This window comes from uncultured Clostridium sp. (assembly GCF_937920395.1).
Classification (GTDB): Bacteria; Bacillota; Clostridia; order Clostridiales; family Clostridiaceae; genus Clostridium_AD.
In genome coordinates, this window is the sequence record NZ_CALEVF010000006.1 from 1 (window position 1) to 20039 (window position 20039).

The 20039-nt window shown below is 30.2% G+C and carries 13 protein-coding genes; 3 read left to right on the forward strand and 10 right to left on the reverse strand.

All coding sequences use genetic code 11. The features are described from left to right. On the reverse strand, nucleotides 1-831 hold an 831-nt coding region (locus tag Q0649_RS00505; RefSeq protein WP_298836159.1), incomplete at its 3' end, for a Ger(x)C family spore germination protein. Then, on the reverse strand, nucleotides 818-2230 hold the full coding sequence (locus Q0649_RS00510) for a spore germination protein (RefSeq protein ID WP_298836161.1): 1413 nt from the start codon (nucleotides 2228-2230) through the stop codon (nucleotides 818-820). The genes Q0649_RS00510 and Q0649_RS00505, both read right to left, overlap by 14 nt. Before the next feature lie 160 nt (nucleotides 2231-2390). On the opposite strand from Q0649_RS00510, the gene Q0649_RS00515 reads away from it, so the two are divergent. After that, the gene (locus tag Q0649_RS00515; protein WP_298836163.1) at nucleotides 2391-3473 is read left to right on the forward strand and encodes an endospore germination permease; all 1083 of its coding nucleotides are present in this window, start codon (nucleotides 2391-2393) and stop codon (nucleotides 3471-3473) included. Between the two features lie 86 nt (nucleotides 3474-3559). Here the strand turns inward: Q0649_RS00515 and Q0649_RS00520 are convergent, their stop codons facing one another. Then, nucleotides 3560-4108, reverse strand: a complete 549-nt coding sequence (locus Q0649_RS00520; protein ID WP_298836165.1) for an ECF transporter S component — start codon at nucleotides 4106-4108, stop codon at nucleotides 3560-3562. 193 nt (nucleotides 4109-4301) lie between these two features. On the opposite strand from Q0649_RS00520, the gene Q0649_RS00525 reads away from it, so the two are divergent. Continuing rightward, entirely contained in the window at nucleotides 4302-4457 is a 156-nt protein-coding gene (locus Q0649_RS00525) for a lmo0937 family membrane protein (protein WP_216103801.1), read from the forward strand. 94 nt (nucleotides 4458-4551) lie between these two features. On the opposite strand, the gene Q0649_RS00530 is transcribed toward Q0649_RS00525, so the two are convergent. The 6 genes from Q0649_RS00530 to Q0649_RS00555 form a co-directional block, all read right to left on the reverse strand. Further along, the gene (locus Q0649_RS00530) at nucleotides 4552-6147 is read right to left on the reverse strand and encodes a peptide chain release factor 3 (RefSeq protein WP_298836184.1); all 1596 of its coding nucleotides are present in this window, start codon (nucleotides 6145-6147) and stop codon (nucleotides 4552-4554) included. 241 nt (nucleotides 6148-6388) lie between these two features. After that, nucleotides 6389-7198 (reverse strand): hypothetical protein, encoded by an 810-nt coding sequence (locus Q0649_RS00535; RefSeq protein WP_298836171.1) that lies wholly within the window; start codon nucleotides 7196-7198, stop codon nucleotides 6389-6391. 228 nt (nucleotides 7199-7426) lie between these two features. Further along, on the reverse strand, nucleotides 7427-7741 hold the full coding sequence (locus Q0649_RS00540; protein ID WP_298836173.1) for a type II toxin-antitoxin system RelE/ParE family toxin: 315 nt from the start codon (nucleotides 7739-7741) through the stop codon (nucleotides 7427-7429). Nucleotide 7742: 1 nt separating this feature from the next. Beyond that, a complete protein-coding gene (locus Q0649_RS00545) occupies nucleotides 7743-8000 on the reverse strand; it encodes a type II toxin-antitoxin system Phd/YefM family antitoxin (protein WP_298836175.1) in 258 nt (85 codons plus the stop codon). 775 nt (nucleotides 8001-8775) lie between these two features. After that, entirely contained in the window at nucleotides 8776-9774 is a 999-nt protein-coding gene (gene trpS, locus Q0649_RS00550) for a tryptophan--tRNA ligase (RefSeq protein ID WP_298836177.1), read from the reverse strand. Between the two features lie 361 nt (nucleotides 9775-10135). Then, the gene (locus Q0649_RS00555; RefSeq protein ID WP_298836178.1) at nucleotides 10136-10510 is read right to left on the reverse strand and encodes a desulfoferrodoxin; all 375 of its coding nucleotides are present in this window, start codon (nucleotides 10508-10510) and stop codon (nucleotides 10136-10138) included. A gap of 292 nt (nucleotides 10511-10802) precedes the next feature. Between Q0649_RS00555 and Q0649_RS00560 the strand changes: the two genes are divergently transcribed. Further along, a complete protein-coding gene (locus Q0649_RS00560; RefSeq protein WP_298836180.1) occupies nucleotides 10803-11009 on the forward strand; it encodes a hypothetical protein in 207 nt (68 codons plus the stop codon). A gap of 146 nt (nucleotides 11010-11155) precedes the next feature. Here Q0649_RS00560 and Q0649_RS00565 read toward each other — a convergent pair whose 3' ends face one another. Next, nucleotides 11156-19786 carry a GH36-type glycosyl hydrolase domain-containing protein gene (locus Q0649_RS00565; RefSeq protein WP_298836182.1) on the reverse strand — a complete coding sequence of 2877 codons (8631 nt, stop codon included), beginning with the start codon at nucleotides 19784-19786 and terminating at the stop codon, nucleotides 11156-11158. Nucleotides 19787-20039: the final 253 nt, after the last annotated feature.

The window sequence follows — 20039 nt, forward strand, 5'->3', positions numbered from 1 at the left end:
TTTCAAATGAATTATATTATCATAATAATTGACTTCAGTCTTAGTTTTACTTTTTCTGATTTCTAAAGTTACAAACTTGTTAATATTACATGGATTTGTTATTTCTAAAGTACCACCTATAATCGAATTCATTAAAAAGTTAAAACCTTGACCTTGCTGGTTTGTCAAAATACTAACCATTTTATCCTCTTTAATCACAGCACCACCGTTTATTTCTAGTTTTGCATCTAAAGAGTTTCTTTTAAGATCAATTATAGGTAAAACACTGGTTTTATCTCCCATTAATCTTTGATTATAAAAATCATTAAAACTAAGCGTTATAGCTCTTGAAGATGATCCAATATTTAATATAATTTCCTTTAGAAGTATTCCAATGTATTTTTCTTGAATAATCTCGAGCTTCATAAGTTTCTCTGGATCGCCAACATATACTCCAATATAAGGTCTTAAAAGCAACTCTTGATCTCTATCTAAAAAATCCAAATAATCACTTACACCTAATTCCGCAGCCTTTTGAGTAAATAATATAACTTTGTTTTGTGTGAAATTTAATTTATAACTAGAAACAGCATTCATATTTCTAATAGCTTCAAACATTGTCTTTCCTACTCCTTCAAATAAAACCCTTTGATCCACCCCTTGAGCCGCTGAACCTTTACTTCCTTTAAAAGCTTCAGTATATACTATAGGCCAACCGTGGTCATCTACATCTATAAGCATGGCAGTAACAAATGAAACTGTATTAATATCTCTATAACTAAAACATGATGACATAACAAAACAATTTATTATTATACAGCTTATAAATATCATTTTCTTATATTTTCTCATTATAATCATCCTTATTAAAAATACTATTAGATATGGTATTAAGATCCTTTCTATAAAATAAGTCCTTGAATTTGAAGGTTTCTAATGTACCCAAAGGGAATAAATATGGATATCCACAACTTTCAAGACCCGCCATATGTGCTATAAATATAATAAAGCCAATATAGAATCCTGGAAGCCCCAGAACTGATGAAAACAAAATAATAATCACATTCCATATAGCTATAGCACTATAAATTTTAGGAACTAAAAATGATGATATTGATGATAGTGCCACAATTACTATAGTACTTTGTGATGCTATACCTGCCCCCACTGCAGCATCACCTAAAATTAGTGCTCCAACAATGCTCATTGCCTGCCCTATAGACTGAGGCAACCTTATACCCGCCTCGCGTAGTAATTGGAAGAAAAAAGTCATTAATAATAATTCTATTACCGTAGGCATAGGTACTCCGGCTCTACTACTTGCTAACCTTAAAGTAATTACCGTTGGAAGCAGAGCAAAATGAAAAGTAGAGATAGCCAAATATAAACCAGACAATAGGTAAGCTAAAAAGAAGCTAACCAACCTAATAATTCTTAATGTATTAGCAAAATACTTATTAGAATAATAATCGTCTGGTGTTTGAAAATTATCTATAAAAAAATAAGGTGCAGTAATCACAAAAGGAGTTCCATCCACAATTATTCCTACTTTCCCCTCTAACAGTTTTGATGCAGCAACGTCTGGTTTTTCGGTAGTTCCTATTGTATCAAAAGGCGTATTTTTATTTTTTAATGCCTCTTCAATATAATTTGTGTCTAATATAAATTCTAATTTTATATTAGTAACCTTTTTTCTTATATAATCTACAAGTTTATTAGGTGCTACACCTTCAATATAGCATATCACAATTACAGTATTAGACTTACTACCCAGAATTACAGTTTCAAATTTCAATGATGGATCCTTAATTTTTCTTCTAATTAATGATACATTATCTACAAAGGCTTCTGTAAATCCTTCTCTCGGACCCTTAATTACACTTTCTGTAACTGGAATTCCGACACTTCGCCTTACATATCCTTTGGCCTCACAATAAAATGATTTATTTGTAAAAGAGAATACAAGTACCAAGTCTCCTGATAAGACGTGGTATATAGCATCATCATCATCTTTAACATCTCCAATGCTATTAGCCGGTAATATTTCTTTTTTTATATACTCTAAATTTACAGTATCAATTTTATATTGTATTAAAGGTTTAAATATATACTCACTAATAAATTTAGAATCGCATAAATCATCAATAAATATTCCATATATTGTACCTACATTACATTCTATCTCTCTATACTTTACATCATAGCTATTTTTTAATTTTTCCTTAATATATTCTATATTTATTTTTTCCATTTTAATCACCCATTTTATTATTTGTAATGTCAAAGTTTATTATTCTAAAATGTTATAACATTTTAGTTTAATATTTTTATAATGGGAAATACTACTAATATATTATATATATTTTATATCATTCTGTTAAAAACAAGAAAAAAAGGGAGGCGAATGGTGATTGGATAAACTAAATACAAAACATTTAATATTCATAATTTGGGGAACCTCTATTGTAGGAATGAAAACATATCCTAATGTATTCATTATAAATGGAGGTCGTGATTCTTGGATATCGATTATTATAGCTTCTATTATTATTTTATTTTACTTTATTTATTTACTTTTCGTTTGTAAAAAAACGAATTCTTACGATATGGTTAAAATATACCGTAAAGCTTTAGGTAAAACATTTGGGGATCTTTTCTTAATCCTATTTATCCTGACCTTAGTTTTAACTTTAATAGAAAGCTCTTCAGTTGAAGCAAATGCATTACACTTAAATATGCTTTCTGAAACTCCTATTTGGTTTTTTCTTTTATTTATATTAATTCCTGCAATTTATGTTGTAAAAAAAGGGACTAGAGCAATAACTATAACAACTATAGTTGGAATAAGCATTATTATGTTTGCAGGAATAAATTTAGCTATTCTTACAGCTAAATATAAACATTACAGTTACCTACTTCCTATAATGGCGAATGGTATAAGTAAATCTTTTATTTTATCTATAATAAAGGCACTAGGTTGTTACGGTAGTATAGCTATTTGCCTTCCATTTTTAACAAGAATATATAATAAATCAAAAATTATAAAACATTGCATTATTGCAATATTGATTGTCATACAAATGGAAATCGTTGCGAACATCGGGCTAATAAGTACCTTTGGAGTAGCTAGAGTCTTAACTATTAACTATCCAAAACTTCTACAAACTCAGTTAGTTGATTATTTCGGTTTTATAGAAGGTGGCGAATTTTATGTAATGCTTCAAATGGTAGGCGGTTGGTTTATAAAATATGTATTAGACCTAAGTGCTATATTAATTCTATTACAAAAACTATCCTTCTTTAATAAATACTGGGTATATATTATTAGTTTATTTGTATTCATAATTTCCTATTTCATCTCGGCTAAGGTACTAGTACTATACAAATTTTTAGACTTTTACGTATATTTTTCTGTTATAAGTTTCATATTAATACCGACAATAATTTTCAGCATATCTTTATTTAATAATCGTCAAAAGCTTAAAAATTACTAATTCAAAAAATAAAAAAAATTAGGTTAAATCATCATCTGCCATACTGTTGCAACGACCCATGAAATGATTTAACCTAACGCTCAGTTTTAATTTATAGTATTTAATTTTGTTTTTAAAGCTGCTACCAATGGTAGTGCTAAAGCAATACCTGCAATCACTTGAAGAATATTAGTTGGTATATCCTTTAACGAAATAATTAATGCTTGTTTAATTGCAAAGTCTTTAGAAATAAATGTTAGTATAACAGTTCCCCCAATGTAATAGGCTACAATCATCCAAATTCCAGCTACAACAAAAGCAAAGATATTATTTAAAGTATTATTTCCATTGTAACCTTTTCTATATGCAATAGTTCCAGCAATATATCCCATTACACCTTTAATAACAAATGTAAATGGTGCCCACATGGTATATCCACTCATTAAATCAAATAAACACATACCAACAGCCGAAGCTATAGCAGATTTTTTTCTTCCAAATAATATTGCTGATAAAAATACCATACTATCTCCCAAATGAAGTACTCCCATAAAAGTTGGTATATGTATAACTGACGTAGCTAAAAACGTAATAGCTGCCATTAAACTAATTTGTACAATATCAATAGTTTTGATAGATGTGTTACTTCTTTCCATTGTTCCCCCCCTAAAATTTGTTTTTAAATGTTTTCTTAAATTACTCTCTAATAACATTATATACAATACTTATTAATTTTCAAATGTATCCATACGCTTTAGACGTGTAATAATTATATACATTTTGTATATACATCGCTAAAATACCAAATACTATATATTGTTTAGTATTTTGATAAATGGAGGTATCTATATGACTTTTTTACGATGGCTCGGTGGATTTGTGGTTTTATTTTGGTTGATGGGAGTGCTTTTTAGTAAAGGAGGAAGTTTAATTAACATATTACTAATAGTTGCTGCCATTGTATTTATAATTGACATTCTATCTAGTAAAAGAAAAAATTTATAAAATTAAACCTAAAAAAGTCTCTTGAAATATTATCAAGAGACTTTTCATTTTATTTGTTTTTTTAATTAAGTTACCAAAAAAACTTATCTTCTACTTAATCATTATTTTTACTAACATCTGATAATATTAAGCCTTTATTATGCTCCAATGCCCAACTAATACCCCAATCATTTTGGAACAATAATAAATCTCTATCCTTAAAATCTTTAACTAATCTAGCATCACTAGTTAAGTTAAGTTTTTCTTTATCTATTGCACTCTTTTCAATCCATCTTATATTCTTAAATGCTAACCTATCAATTTTAATATCTACATTATATTCATTTTTAAGTCTAAATTCTAGTACCTCAAACTGAAGAACTCCGACAACCCCAACTACAATTTGTTCAATTCCTATATGTAGTTCCTTAAATACTTGGATTGCACCCTCTTGAGCTATTTGTGTTACTCCCTTTATAAATTGCTTTCTCTTCATAGTATCAACAGTTCTCACCCTTGCAAAATACTCTGGTGCAAAAGTTGGTATTCCTTCAAACTCAAATTTATTTGAAGAAGAACATATAGTATCTCCTATGCTAAATATACCTGGATCAAAAACTCCAATAATATCTCCAGCATAAGCTGTATCTACTATTTCTCTCTCTTGTGCTAAAAACTGTTGAGGTTGTGCAAGCTTTATTTTATTACCTCCTTGCACATGATAAACATCCATTCCTTTTTCAAACTCTCCAGAACAAATTCTCATGAAAGCAATTCTATCCCTATGAGCCTTATTCATATTAGCTTGAATTTTAAAAACAAACGCAGAAAAGTCTTTGCTATAAACATCAATTTTCCCTATACTTGAATTCCTTGGTAATGGAGGTGATGTTAATTCTAAAAAGCTTTCTAAAAATGGTTCAACACCAAAATTAGTTGATGCGCTACCAAAAAATACTGGAGTGAGTTCACCATTAGCTACTTTAGCTAAATCAAAATCATCACCTGCTACATCTAGAAGTTCCATATCTTCCATAAGTTTCTTATATAAATCCTCACCAATAAGTTCAATTGCTCTTTCATCTGAAACATTAATTTTTGTTTCTTTAGCTTCTATTTGACCATGCTTTCCATCATCAAAAACTATTATTTCTTTTGTACGCCTATCATAAACGCCTTTAAAATCTACTCCACAACCTATAGGCCAATTCATTGGATAAGATCTAATTCCAAACTCATTTTCTATCTCTTCCATAAGTTCAAATATATCGCGAGTTTCACGATCCATTTTATTAATAAAAGTAAAAATAGGTATCTCTCTAAGGCTACAAACTTGAAACAACTTTCTTGTTTGTGCCTCTACTCCTTTTGCACCATCAATAATCATAACTGCACTATCTGCTGCCATAAGGGTTCTGTATGTGTCCTCACTAAAATCTTGATGCCCTGGGGTATCAAGTATATTTATACAAAAATCTTTATAATTAAATTGCATAACTGAAGACGTAACAGAAATACCTCTTTGTTTTTCTATTTCCATCCAATCAGAAACTGCATGTTTAGAAGCTTTTCTAGCCTTAACTGAACCTGCAAGTCTTATAGCGCCACCATATAATAATAACTTTTCCGTCAGTGTAGTTTTACCGGCATCTGGATGAGAAATTATAGCAAACGTTCTTCTCTTTTTAATCTGTTTTATGTAATCCTCCAAGGTATCGCTCTCCTTTTTTTTATGTTTTAATTTATGTAAATACATATATATTCCTACAATCACTCACTTAACTCCTAGTGATTCTAAAATTTCACCTATCAAATCTCTACCTATCAATTTTAGCTTTTATACACATATCTGTCAACTAAGGTTGTACTTATAAATGGTAACAGAATAAAATATTTTTAAGTAGAATTTATTCTGTATAAGTTTGTTGTATCTATCTAGAGAATTTGAAACTTTATTTGTTTAGAGGATGAGAATACAATTCAGACATCGTAATATACAATGATTTCTGTTGTAGCATTTTTGAATCTTTTGTATATGTACTTATTCCACCCATTTTTAATAATTCATCTATTGAACTTGTTGCTAAAGTATACTCCTTCATAAACTTACCATATACAAATGACTTTGCATCATGTACTTTTTCTATAATCTTTTGCACTGGATTTAATATTCTTTCTTCAATTATCGAAGGATTTCCAAGCAAATCATTCACACTAACATTGCTTGAAAAGTGCTTATCCTTGTCTATTTCAACTGTATTACTTGTCTTAGTGCCATCTAACTTTCCAGAATCAAGTGTTATATTAAATCCCTTAGACAATATAACACTTGATTTACCATCAGCTCCATTTAGCTGAATTGTCTTATCCCCTACTATATCATTCTCCACATTTTGATTCATAAGACCTTCTAAATTATTTAATAACTTGCCTGCTTGCTTTTCAATTTTTGACTTTTCGTCTTCACTCAAATCATAATTTGTATATTGCTTTGATAATTCTTTGAGTTGATTGCCTATATTCTTTATATCGTCTAATCCCACCTCTTTCTTTTGTAAAATTGACATTCCACTTTCAATTTGTTGCTCTGAATTTTGGCTAACTGTTAATTGATCATTCATATTTCTTATTTTCTGTTTTATAAGCTCATCAGAACTTATTTTCTTGCTATTAGTAATACTATTTTTGTTATTCAATACCTTCTGAAGTTGTTGGTTACTACTATTGTTTATATATGGATTATTAAAATTTCCAATAATCATTTTTCATTTCCCCCTTCAACTGAAATCTAAAAAATAAATCATACTATAGTTATCGAGATTAAAAAATAAAAAGATACCCTAAGTGAAAGAAATTTTAAATTAACAGATTCCGTTTTGAGCTGCAAAAAAGGCTAAACAGAATAAATACACAAGCATTAAAGGCTATGTTTTCACATAGCCTTTAATGCTTGATATAATTAAATTTAGACTTCCTGCTAGTAATTTTATCTATAATAATTTTAGCCAATCTCTTTTATTATATAATATTCTAATAATCGTAACTGTATTGCTCTGCTCAGTGATAATATAAAACACAATATAGCTATCTACTAAAAATTTTCTTATTCTTTTATATGCCAATCTATCATCAAATACTAAGGCATTTCTTAATGGCATATCTTCTAAGGTAATAATTTCTTTAGCTATTTTCAAAACCACCTTTTGTGAGGTTTCAGGTTCTAAAAGCTCTTTAGATATATATGCACCAATTTCATATAAGTCTTTTTCAGCAGGTTCAGTAATTTGTATATTATAGGTACTCATTTTATAAATCTTTCTGTATGTCAGCTAACGCTTCTTTGAAAGGTCTTACTTTTTTCTTCTGCATCGCTTCTACACCTTCGTCAATTAATTTATACAATTCAAATTTACCTACAAGTTTTTCATAAGTTTCAATGCTCATAACTGCTAAATCACCTTTACCATTTTTAGTAATATACACTGGCTCATTATACTCATGGCAGAATTGTGATATTTCAGCATATTTATTTCTTAAATCTGAGCTTGGTATTATTGATGGCATAAAATACACCTCCCACTTTACATATCAATATTGTATCATTATTTCGATATGCAATCAAGTCTTAAAGATAGAATTTTAAATTTCAGATACTAATAAGTATATGTGAAAAAATTAGACCTACTACCGTAGCCATATTAAAAAACATGGAAACACCTTATACTAAAATGTATTAGGCGTTTCCTTTGTATAAATCCAATGTTATTTATAGTTTAAATATTAATATTTTATAACTAACCACTAAAACATTTTGGTAAAACACCTTAAGTGTTTAGATGTTAATATATACGTTATCATCTCTTTCACTTCCACAAGGTTCCATTCATAATAATATGTAATTTTTCTGGAGTGGCTTGCAAAATAAAATAAGTAACATTGAATTTTTATCTTAGTAATATTATCTTGCACTACCAGCAATATAGCTTAAATAATTGTATAAGTTTTCTCCGAAGTGACTTGCAAAAGAGACGTAGAAACTATTGAAATCCCATTTATGAATTCTTCTTTTGCACTTCCCACCATATACCTTAGATAAATATATAAGTTGTTTCCTGAGTGACTTGAAAATGAAGCGAGAGGATTATTAAATTTCAATTTAGAAATTCTTCTTTTGCAAATATAAAATTCACGTAAGCCTGACAGGATGTCAGGCTAGCGAACCCGAGACAGGACGTCGAGTGTGAGCGCTAGAGAATTTTATATTTTCAAAATATTAGGATTTCTTAATGGGATTTTCAGTTTCAAGCTCATTTGCAAGGCATTTCGGTGATTTATACTATTATCTAGGTATAAAGCCTATTTTCTTTTGCATTTTTCTTAATGTTTTATTTGCAACATAGTTAGCCTTTTCCGCACCTTTTTTATAAATTTCTTCTAAATATGCTTTTTTACCTATGTATTCCTTAATTTTAATCTGTATAGGCTCAAGCTCTGAAACTACTGCTTCTGCTACATCTTTTTTAAACTGAGCATATCCTTGACCTTCATATTTTGCTTCTATCTCCTCAACAGACATACCAGTTATAGTCATTAATATTGTCATTAAATTTCTAACACCTAGTTGCTCATCATTAAACTTAACTATTCCTAGACTATCCGTAACTGCTCTATTTATTTTTTTTCTTATAACTTCTGGTGGATCCATTATTAAAATAAATCCATTAACATTTTCTCCTGATTTAGACATCTTCTTCGTAGGTTCTTGTAAGTCCATTACCTTAGCTCCTGCTTTGCCTATATATGGTTCAGGTATTACAAATGTATCACTATATGTTTTGTTAAATCTTTCAGCTATGTCCCTAGCAATTTCAAGATGTTGAAGTTGATCTTTTCCTACAGGTACTAAATTAGTTTGATATAATAAAATATCTGCTGCCATTAGTACAGGATAAATAAGTAGCCCCGCTCCTATACTTCCTGCACTGTTTTGTGATTTAACTTTATATTGAGTCATTCTGCTTAATTCTCCCATGTAAGTAGAACAAGTTAAAAGCCAAGTTGCTTCACTATGAGCTGGAATGTGTGATTGAATAAACATAGTGTTTTTCTCAGGGTCAATACCAGCAGCTAAGTAAATAGCTAATAATTCTAAAGTTCTTCGCCTAAGATCTTTCGGTTCTTGCTTTACTGTTATTGCATGCAAATCCACCACACAAAAATAGCATTCATATTCATCTTGTAATTTAACCCAATTTTTTATTGCTCCTAAATAATTTCCTAGGGTTAAGTCACCTGAAGGTTGAATTCCACTAAATATTACTTTCTTATTTTCTTCCAATATAAACATCTCCTATAAATAAAATAAATGAAAAAAGCCCTATGGATAAATCCATAGGGCGAATATACACGGTACCACCTAATACTTAGAAACTATGTTAAGGCTTCTACTCAAACAGATACACTACGATATCCTACCTCTATAACGTAAGGTTTGCGTCAAGGACTACTGTACTTCATCCTGAGTCTTAGAGACCCATTCAATTTAAACATAATTATCGTAATCACACCATCTACGACTCTCTAAAAATTTGTTTTTAAATTTACTTGCTTCTCATCAAAGACTATAACAATATAATATATTTAAAATCTCTTTAAATAATATTATACTTATTCTATTAAATTGTCAATAGAAGTCAAATTTATGCTTTCCAAAGACCATGTAAATTACAATATTCTCTTACGAATAACACTTCTTCTTCTAATTTAAATTCAGCTTCTGGTTTTTCGCCTGCTTTTAAGAATTTTCTATATACTTTATTTTCTGTGTGTACTTCAATAAATTCAATATGATGTTCTTCAAGTGATGGATGTTGTACAGCTCCAACCTTAACTTTAATTCCACCATCTATTTTTTCTGTTACAGGAACATGTTTTTCAACTGCTGCATCTGTAGTATTTTCTACTTGAAGAGTCATATTTTGTCCACAACATACTAAAGTACCTCCAGCATTATGAACTACCTCAACTATATTACCACATATCTCACATTTATAAATTTGTCTTAATTCAGTCATTATTATTCCTCCTTTAAATTTAGAAACCAATAAATACTAATTATATTTGTCTATTCATAACAGTTATTTATTGATAGTTATTATATATATTCTACATTTTTTATAAATTTCCTCTTTTTATATAGAATTTTATTTACATTTGTATTTTATGCTAACCCAATATAATATATGCAATTATATATAACGTTCCTTATATTACCTTCATTATTTTTCTATTATGTGGAACACTATATAACATCAATATATAATATAAATATAAATTCATATTATATAAACAAAGGGAGGTATTAAAATGTCAACAGATCAAAAAAAAGCATATGCACCATATGAAAGAGATTTTTATGATCAGGAACCATCAGATATAAGGTCTTATTCCGAAACAGATTCTACTATGCTACCAGATCCAGTAACTGACCCAATAGTTGCTATGAATATATCTAATGTGGAATTTGATTATACCTACTATGGTGGAGAAGAATTTGTTGATGAAGAATACTAAATTTTTCTATAAGGAAGATTAACTTCTTCTATGAAGAAGATTAATTTCTTTTGTAAAAAAGACTATCCTCTTTATAAAACCATCTAACTTTTAAATGTATAAAATGTTAAAAACAGATGACTTCATTTTAGAAGTCATCTGTTTTTTTAAATTATAACATCAACTTTATGAACCCCATCAATAAACGGCACTAACCCGTCACTACATAAGTTACCATCAAGCCATATTCCTTTGTCTCCAATGCGTTTAACCTCGATTACATATTCATAATTATCTTTTTTATAAATAATCTCATAATTTGGCCATTCCGCTGGGACGCAAGGCTCAATAGTAAATCCTTTTCCCTCCTTTAATTTAAGACCTAAAATAGCTTCTATTCCGGTTCTATACATCCATCCTGAAGTTCCAGTATACCAACTCCAACCTCCTCTTCCTACATGAGGTTCTTTTCCGTATACATCAGCAGTCATTACATATGGCTCTGTTTTAAATCTCTCACACTCAGGCAGAGTTTTTGTATGATTTATAGGATTTATCATGTTATAAAGTTTTACTGCTGTATCACCTTTATAGAGTTTAGCAAAAGCAAGAATTACCCAAGTAGCAGCATGTGTATATTGCCCGCCATTTTCCCTAACTCCAGGAACATACCCTTTAATATAACCAGGCTCCAAAGAAGATTTGCTAAAAGGTGGAGTCAATAGTAATATCATTCCATTATCTTCTTTTATTAAATAACGCTCTAATGACTTCATCGCCTCTGTCGCTCTTTCTTTATCTGCTGCACCAGATATTACTGCCCAGGACTGAGATAGCGAATCTATCTTACATTCTTCATTTTGCGATGAACCAAGTGGCGTTCCATCATCAAAATATGCTCTTCTATACCAATTGCCATCCCATGCATTATCCTCTAGATTTATTCTTATATACTCTTGCATATCCTTATATTTTTTAAGTTTTTCATCATCATTTTTGTATGTGCATGCCTTTAAGAAATCTGCTAATATATCATATAAGAACCAACCAAGCCATACACTTTCACCTTTCCCCTTGTTACCCACAGTACTCATTCCATCGTTCCAATCTCCACTTCCCATGAGAGGGATATTGTGAGGTCCAAATTTAAGGGCTTTTTCTATAGCTTTTATACAATGTTCATATATACTACCTGTGAAATCTGCCCTTCCTGAAATGTTATATCTTTCATCTTCTCCTTCTGCAAGTGGTGTATCCATTAAATATTCTGCTTGTTCATTAAGGATATCAAAATCACCTGTATTTTTTATATAATCCATAGTGACATAAGGTAGCCATAATAAATCATCCGAAAATCTTGTTCTTATTCCACTATCTACAACTGGATGCCACCAATGTTGTACATCCCCTTCAACAAATTGCCTTGAAGCACTATACAGAATTTGTTTTCTTGTCATACTCGGCTCAATCATGCTTAGTGACATAACATCCTGCAGTTGATCCCTAAATCCATATGCTCCACCAGATTGATAAAAAGCAGTTCTTGCCCATAATCTACATACTATAGTTTGGTACATTAACCATCCATTAAGCATTAAATCCATACTCTTATCTGGTGTCTTAACCTGAATCGTATGAAGTATTCTGTTCCAATATTTTTTAACATCTTCTAGTGCAATATCAACCTTTTTATAATCTTCAAACTCCTTTACGACCTTTGAAATATTATCTAGATTTTCATTTTCACCAAGCATTGCTATTAATTCTATTTCCATGTTAGGCTCTAAATGAATTTTCGAAGTAACTGCAAGGCATGGATCTAGGCCCGCTCCCACATTGTTTGATAGTCTTATTCTCTTTAGGACTTCCGGATCTTGAGCACTTCCTCCTCTACCTAAAAACTCACTTCTATCACCAGTAAAGCTTTGCTCATGCCCTCCAAATAACTTTAAATAAGACTTTAATTTACCGAAATGCTGATTGTAACAATTTGTTGCATACATATATTTTTGTTCTTCATTAATATAAGTAACTATGTGCTGAGCAGTATGCTGAGGCACTACACCCATAACAAGTTCCGCATAATAAGTTATACTTATATCCCTAGCTATACCGCTGTTATTCTTTAGTTTTATCTTACATAACTTAACATTATGCGACATTGGAACAAACATTGTTACTTCTCCCATAATTCCAAAGACCTCGTGTTTGAAGTTTGAATACCCAAAACCATGTTCTATTAAGTATTCTCCGCCATCCCTTATAGGCTTAGGTGTAATGCTCCATATATTGCAGGCATTATCATCTCTCAAATATATAGCTTCTGAGCATTCGTCACTTACCCAATCATTGGACCAAGTAGTAATTTTATTTTCCCGACTATTACTATTCCAAGTATAAGCTGATCCACACTCTGATACATGGAATCCAAAATTACCATTTGAGATTACATTTATCCATGGTGCAGGAGTATTTTTAAAATCTTTAAGTAGAATGGTATAATTTTCATTTTGTAGATTAAAGCCTCCTAGTCCATTAAAATACTCTAATGGCTCCAGATTAAACTTGTAATCCTTACCCGTGAATTCATTTTTTAAAGGTTGAAGTAAGGGTATCTTTGCTAATCTCTTGCTATTATTTTGAATTTGAGATACTAACATTCCTTTGCCTGAGTCTATAACCAACCTAGCTATAGCTATTAATAGGTCTATATCTTCGTCCATAATAGTCGCCTTATTAAGTACAAATATTCCACCAGGTTTATTTTCCTTGTCTCTTAAGTGACTTCCGCCTACTAAATCCTTAATATCAGCTTGTAATGGTTGATCATATGAGGTCATTTGAAGGTTTATTATCACCAAATCAACTCTTAATCCTTTAAGGCTTAAGTATTCATGAGCATTTATAAGTTGGCGAACTAAATCTTTATCTTTACTCTCGCGCACTATTAGAAGAATTATAGGTAAATCTCCTGAAATACCATATCCCCAAAGAGTAAATTGTCCTTTTTTTACATTCTTTATATATTTTTCTCTTTGTCTAAATGTAGAATTTAAAAATAAAATTTTTGAAGCTATAACTTGATATAAATTTGCTTGAGTAGATTTTATACCTAAATATTTCATATCTACCTGAGTTTGACTCCAAGCAAGTTCAAAGACCCTATTTATGTTATGAAATTCACTATATTTTTTAGCTAAGGTTATTACTTCTTCTTTTGTATTAGCTATTGATGTAGTAAATGCTATAATGCATGTTTCACCAGGTTTAATTTTAACTTTTCTTCTTATACTTACTATAGGGTCAAGCACAGCTCCAACAGTATTAGATAATACTGAATCTCCCTTCATCGCTATTGGATATATTGTATTTTCACCGCGTCCTATGAAATTTGCTCTACTAGTCTCATATTGAATAGTTCCAATAGTATTTCCCTGAGTTGTTACAGTTTGCATAAGCCAAGGCTGTTTCTCTCCCTTAGATCTCGGTCTTCTCGTCGCAAGTATGCAACTAGGATTATCAACATACTCAGTTTTAACAAATAAATTTCCAAATGCCGGATGCACTATGTCTGCATCGTAATGAGCTAGAGTTACCTCAAAATAACTTGTTATCTCTAATATTTTACTTTTGATACCTTTATTTGTAATCGATAATCTTCTTACCTCTGAATCATCCTCTGTAGCCACAGTAATTTCCATACTAGTAGTAATATTTTTATCACTTCTTGAAAATTTAGCTTTGTCTAATGCGAATGTTACTTCATAACTGTCACTTGGCTTTTTACAAGGTTCATAAGCCGCACTAAAAAATTCATTTTTGTCAGTATCTTTGATATAAACAAACATACCCGTATTGTCTTTTGTAACATCTTCCTTCCATCTATAAATCATAGTTTTATCACGCAAAGCATACCCTGCTCCACTATTAGAAATCATTAGTGAATAATTTCCATTTGAAATCAAATGCGTTTCCGGAGTTTCCGTTTTTGCTGTAGTGTATTTTCTAACTATGATCTTTTGTTTTCCGAGAGTGGTAGTTAATACCTTAAATTTACGTTCCCTATCATATACTACCCTCTTAGAAATTTTCTCTTGGAGTAATAACTCTGTAGCTTTTACTTTTGGTAATGCATGAAATCTTTTTTGAAGAATGTTATTTAATAATACATTATCTAAAGCCATCAAACTCATACCTTCGTGATGAATCATAAAACACTTAATTATAGCCTTATGATCATCTTTAGACATTCTGTCTTTAGTATAATCTATAGCTTCATAAAATCCATAATTACCCTCGAGTCCTTCACGCGTAAGTCTTTTAAGATTATCATAAGCTCCTCTAAAATCAGTTTGCATTGCCATGACAGTTGAATATGGTGAAATAACCAATTCATTTTCAAGTCCTGACTTTAAACCTACTCCAGCTACTCCAAACGCTTTATATTGATAATTTAGGTTTAAATCAAATTTATAAAACGCAGATTCAGATATACCAAAAGGCACTTGTCTCTCAGCACAATATTGCTTTTGTGCACCGATTACAGCATTATAAGTTTCATCCAGCATTGTACCTGGGTAATTTTTCATTATAAGTAATGGCATCATGTACTCAAACATTGTTCCACTCCATGAAACAAGGCCTTTACTTTTCCCCATATTAGTCATAGCTCTTCCAAGTTTAAACCAATGTTTTTTAGGAACATCTCCCTTTGCAATAGCAACGAAACTAGCTTGCCTAGACTCAGAAGCCAATAGATCATAATAACTTTTACCTAGACTATCATTTTCCACATCATATCCAATTCTAAACAGTTCCCTCTCCTCATCATATAACATCTTAAAATCAGTAGCATCCGCCATAGCATTTAGTTTTTCCTTTAAGCCCTCTATTTTGCAAATAACAGATTGAGTTTTTTCTTTTGTTTGTAATAACAAATCTTTTAATTTAGATAACGATTTATCATTTTTTAGTTTGTCATCTAACATATTTAATATGTTTGTTGTTTTTTCTGGAATACTAATTATTGTTGCTCCCTCGAGCAAATCCCTCATAGAATTAGTAAGTTCTAAATCAGAGTCTTTGTCAAAGGCATAATCAAACCAAGGAAATAGTTCACTTATTTCCTCTAAATACGCACCTACATCATTTCTTAGTTTTTTATTCCAATATAAATCCATACAATCTTCATTTTTCCCCACTTCTACAAGCTTATTAGATAAATCAATAAGTATGGTTTTCCAACAATTAAAATCTATTGTCTCACTATCTATTCTATTTAATATTCCCTGATATAACGATTTAACTTCTTTTGACACTGCTGCCTCTGCTGAGGCCAGCCTCATAGTGTCCTCTAAACCCTTAATTCGAACAGGATTAAACACTATATCACCCAAATATTCATCTAAGGCCTGTGCAACTACCCACAAATATCCCACTAAATTGCCACTATCCACTGTGGACACATATCTAGGGAATAGTGGAGTCTTTGTTTTAGTATCATACCAATTATAAAAATGGCCTTTATACATATCCATATCTTCCATTGAAGTCATAATTTTATCTATTCTACTTGTTACATTTACAATTCCTATATATCCCAAATCATACGCAACTAAATTTGAGGTTAATTCCATTCCCATATTTGTCGGTGAAGTTCTATGAGCTACTCCATTAGGTGGATATTCTTGGTAATTATCTGGCCCAAGCCAATTGTTTTCATCATTTACAAAATCCTCAAAATAAGCCCAAGTTTTTCTACTAAGTTTTCTCAAGTAATTTTTTTCTTCACTAGTAATTTCAAAAACTTCAGACTCCCTATCAAGACTTATGACATATGCAATTACGGGACTTAAAAACCAAATTACACAAGATGGTATGCTAAGAAATCCAACGCTAATACTTGCATTAAATGATATTACTAAAATTAATACTGAAATAGCACTTCCAACCCACATAGCTTCAATAAAATTTTTAAGTTTTCTACCAACTTTTACTTCAACATCTGAAGCTGTCTGCCACTCTAATAAGTTTTTTTTACTTACTAGTACTCTATATAATGTTCTAACTATAGCATCTACCATCATATATGCTTGATAAGGTATAAAGCAAAAAATTAAAAATACCTGTTCAATAGCCATCTTGCTATTTTCAATTTTTCCAGATAAACTTACCCCTAAAGCGGGAGAAACAACAGCTTCACTTACATCAAAAAGTATAGGCGATAAAATAGCTACAAAAGCAGCAATAACCCATTTATCCGTGCTATCTGGCAATATTCCACCTAAAGCAAGTATAAGCAAAATCGTAACGGAAGGTGCAAGTAAACTTCTCCTTAAGTTATCGAATATTTTCCATTTAGATATTTTATTTAATGGTGAAGACTTTTTAAGCCAACGTAATAATTGCCAATCCCCTCTAGTCCACCTATGTAACCTCATAGAACTAGCGTTATAATAAGATGGATATCCATCTATAAATTCCACATCGGTAACTAGTGCGGTCCTAACATATGAACCCTCAAGCAGGTCATGACTTAATACAGTATTTTCAGGTATTTCATCCTTTAACATATAGTTAAAGACGTCTACATTATAAATACCCTTACCAGTAAAAATGCCCTCACCAAATAAATCTTGATATACATCGGACACTGCGGTAGTATAAATATCTATACCGGTTTCACCAGAAAAAATCTTTGAAAATATAGTTTTGTTTGCGCTAAGAATAGACACCCCTATTCTTGGTTGCATTAGACCATATCCTCTACTTACTCTCTTTTTATTATTGTCTATAACAGCATTATTAAGTGGATGTGCCATAGCTCCTATTAATTTTTTCGCAGAATCTCTTGGAAGTTTTGTATCTGAATCTAATGTAATAACATATTTAACCATTCTAAGATCCTCTGCTTTGCTACTTATTACATTATAACTAGTATTCTGCTTACCTCTCAAAAACTCATTAAACTCCATAAGTTTTCCACGTTTTCTCTCAAATCCTATCCACTTATTCTCTTTTTCATTATATTGTCTCCTTCTATTTAAAAAGAAAAAAATATTTTTACCTGGAGTACAATATTTTTCATTCAATTTCTCTATTTCTAAAAGACCAACATCAACTATCTCTTTATCAGATAATTCATCTTTCTTATCACTATCCTTAAAGTCACCAAGCAATGCAAAGAATATATTGCTTTGCGAATTAGCTAAATAATATATTTCTAAGTCCTTTATTAATTCAATTACCCTAGAAGTATTATTCAATAAAGTTGGGATTACTACAACTGTACTATATTTTTCTGGTATCCCCTCCTCAAAATCCATTTTGGGAATAAATGAGGTCGTACATAGAAGACTTATGCTCCAATTTAAAATTGATATTGTTATTTCACTACATGGAACTAATATAACAATTACAGCCAATATATATCTCCATAAATTTTTATCATTATCATTTAATAAACTACTTGCAATAATTAAACCCGCTATTAATAAAGTGACTATACAAATAGTGCTTATATAAACATTATCTATATTTTTCTTTTTACTATTTATCAATTTTTCCATACCAGTATTTTTATATCCTATTTTTTTCTTTAAATCATCTAGTCCATCATCTATTAAATAATAACCTACATGTTTTTTATAAATATTATTTTCTGGTATTTTACTATCATAACAACATTCAATTGTTTTTTTTGCTATATAAGATTCTGCAAGTTTTGTATGTTTAGATAATTTTTCTATTTCATGTCTATATTTATCCCTTGACTTAAAATCCATTTCTTTATAGATAAGTGCAGGGTCCTCTCTTAAAATAGCCTCTACAGGACTTAAATCTTCAAAATATTTTTTCCAATTTAAACCTTCAATAACTCTTATACTATTAATAGAGTTTGCCATAGAAATTTCAAAGTTAGCCTCTATTTGATGCTCTAATGCTATGATTTTTTCTGAACTTGTGTCCTGTGCCCCAAGTATTTCATCTATAAAATCATAAACCTCCTTAGAATCAATACCATTATCCCTTAAAAGTTTGAGTAATCTTTCTGTAAAGTGCAAAGTGAATATATTTTTTTGACTATTTAAAATCGATAATTCTACATTTATTTTACCTTCATTAAAAGCATTAATTAACCTTTCCGCAACTAATTCTGCCTCTTTTTTATCTTCTTCTGCTTTAACAATCTTCTCAGTTATCTTACTAATATTTTGGATTAAGGCTATTCGAAGCATTATAGGTATAGCCCAAAGTTCACCAGACGTAAGTATGGCATTTTTTTGATATGCCCTAATAAAGTCTTCAATTACATGTTCATCCATTCTACCATCAGTATGAGATACTATTTCAATGGCAATATGATAGACCCTTGGATATTCCTTCATAACTCCCTTATATATTACTGGTAAATCTTTATAATATGTTTGTGGCATATTATATTTTATACTTTTGTATTCTTTTTCTATTAAATAAAGATTATCTAGTAACCATTCTGCAGCAGGTAACACATCTTTTTTATTTTTACCTTCTTTGTCTATCTTCTCGTAGCCTTCTAAAATTTTTTCATAACTCCTATCTAAATTACTAATAAGCTTTTTTTTGCAATTAGTATTTTTTACATCAGAATAATGACGTGATATTTCGAAAGCATGTTTTTCTAAATCTTCTCTGTTCACATTTATGGTCGGTACATCTTTCAATAAATTTTCTTCCTCATAATGATTTGAATTTTTCATTACAACTATATAAACTAAAATACTTATTGCAACTATTGCCCCTAATATAACATATGGCATTATAAACACCCCTTTAATACTTTTTCTTAATAATCTTTGTAAAGTTTTAGAACTAGTTGAAATTATTGTCCCCAACTAATTGTTCAATTATTAGTAAAAATAACAAAAAACTCACAATTAAATATTGTGAGCTTTTTATGTGAATATTAGTTAACTATTTAGTCTTATATTTTATAAAATTCTTCAAAAGATTTTGTAACATAAAAATGATCTAATACTCCGCCTAATTCTCTTATTGAATGCATAGCCAAAG

Bases quoted from the DNA above. Each gene is read 5' to 3' on its own strand.
- Q0649_RS00535 (WP_298836171.1), bottom strand. From the start codon at position 7,198: ATGATTATTGGAAATTTTAATAATCCATATATAAACAATAGTAGTAAC.
- Q0649_RS00545 (WP_298836175.1), bottom strand. From the start codon at position 8,000: ATGCCATCAATAATACCAAGCTCAGATTTAAGAAATAAATATGCTGAA.
- Q0649_RS00555 (WP_298836178.1), bottom strand. From the start codon at position 10,510: ATGACTGAATTAAGACAAATTTATAAATGTGAGATATGTGGTAATATA.
- Q0649_RS00510 (WP_298836161.1), bottom strand. From the start codon at position 2,230: ATGGAAAAAATAAATATAGAATATATTAAGGAAAAATTAAAAAATAGC.
- Q0649_RS00525 (WP_216103801.1), top strand. From the start codon at position 4,302: ATGACTTTTTTACGATGGCTCGGTGGATTTGTGGTTTTATTTTGGTTG.
- Q0649_RS00565 (WP_298836182.1), bottom strand. From the start codon at position 19,786: ATGCCATATGTTATATTAGGGGCAATAGTTGCAATAAGTATTTTAGTT.
- Q0649_RS00520 (WP_298836165.1), bottom strand. From the start codon at position 4,108: ATGGAAAGAAGTAACACATCTATCAAAACTATTGATATTGTACAAATT.
- Q0649_RS00540 (WP_298836173.1), bottom strand. From the start codon at position 7,741: ATGAGTACCTATAATATACAAATTACTGAACCTGCTGAAAAAGACTTA.
- Q0649_RS00560 (WP_298836180.1), top strand. From the start codon at position 10,803: ATGTCAACAGATCAAAAAAAAGCATATGCACCATATGAAAGAGATTTT.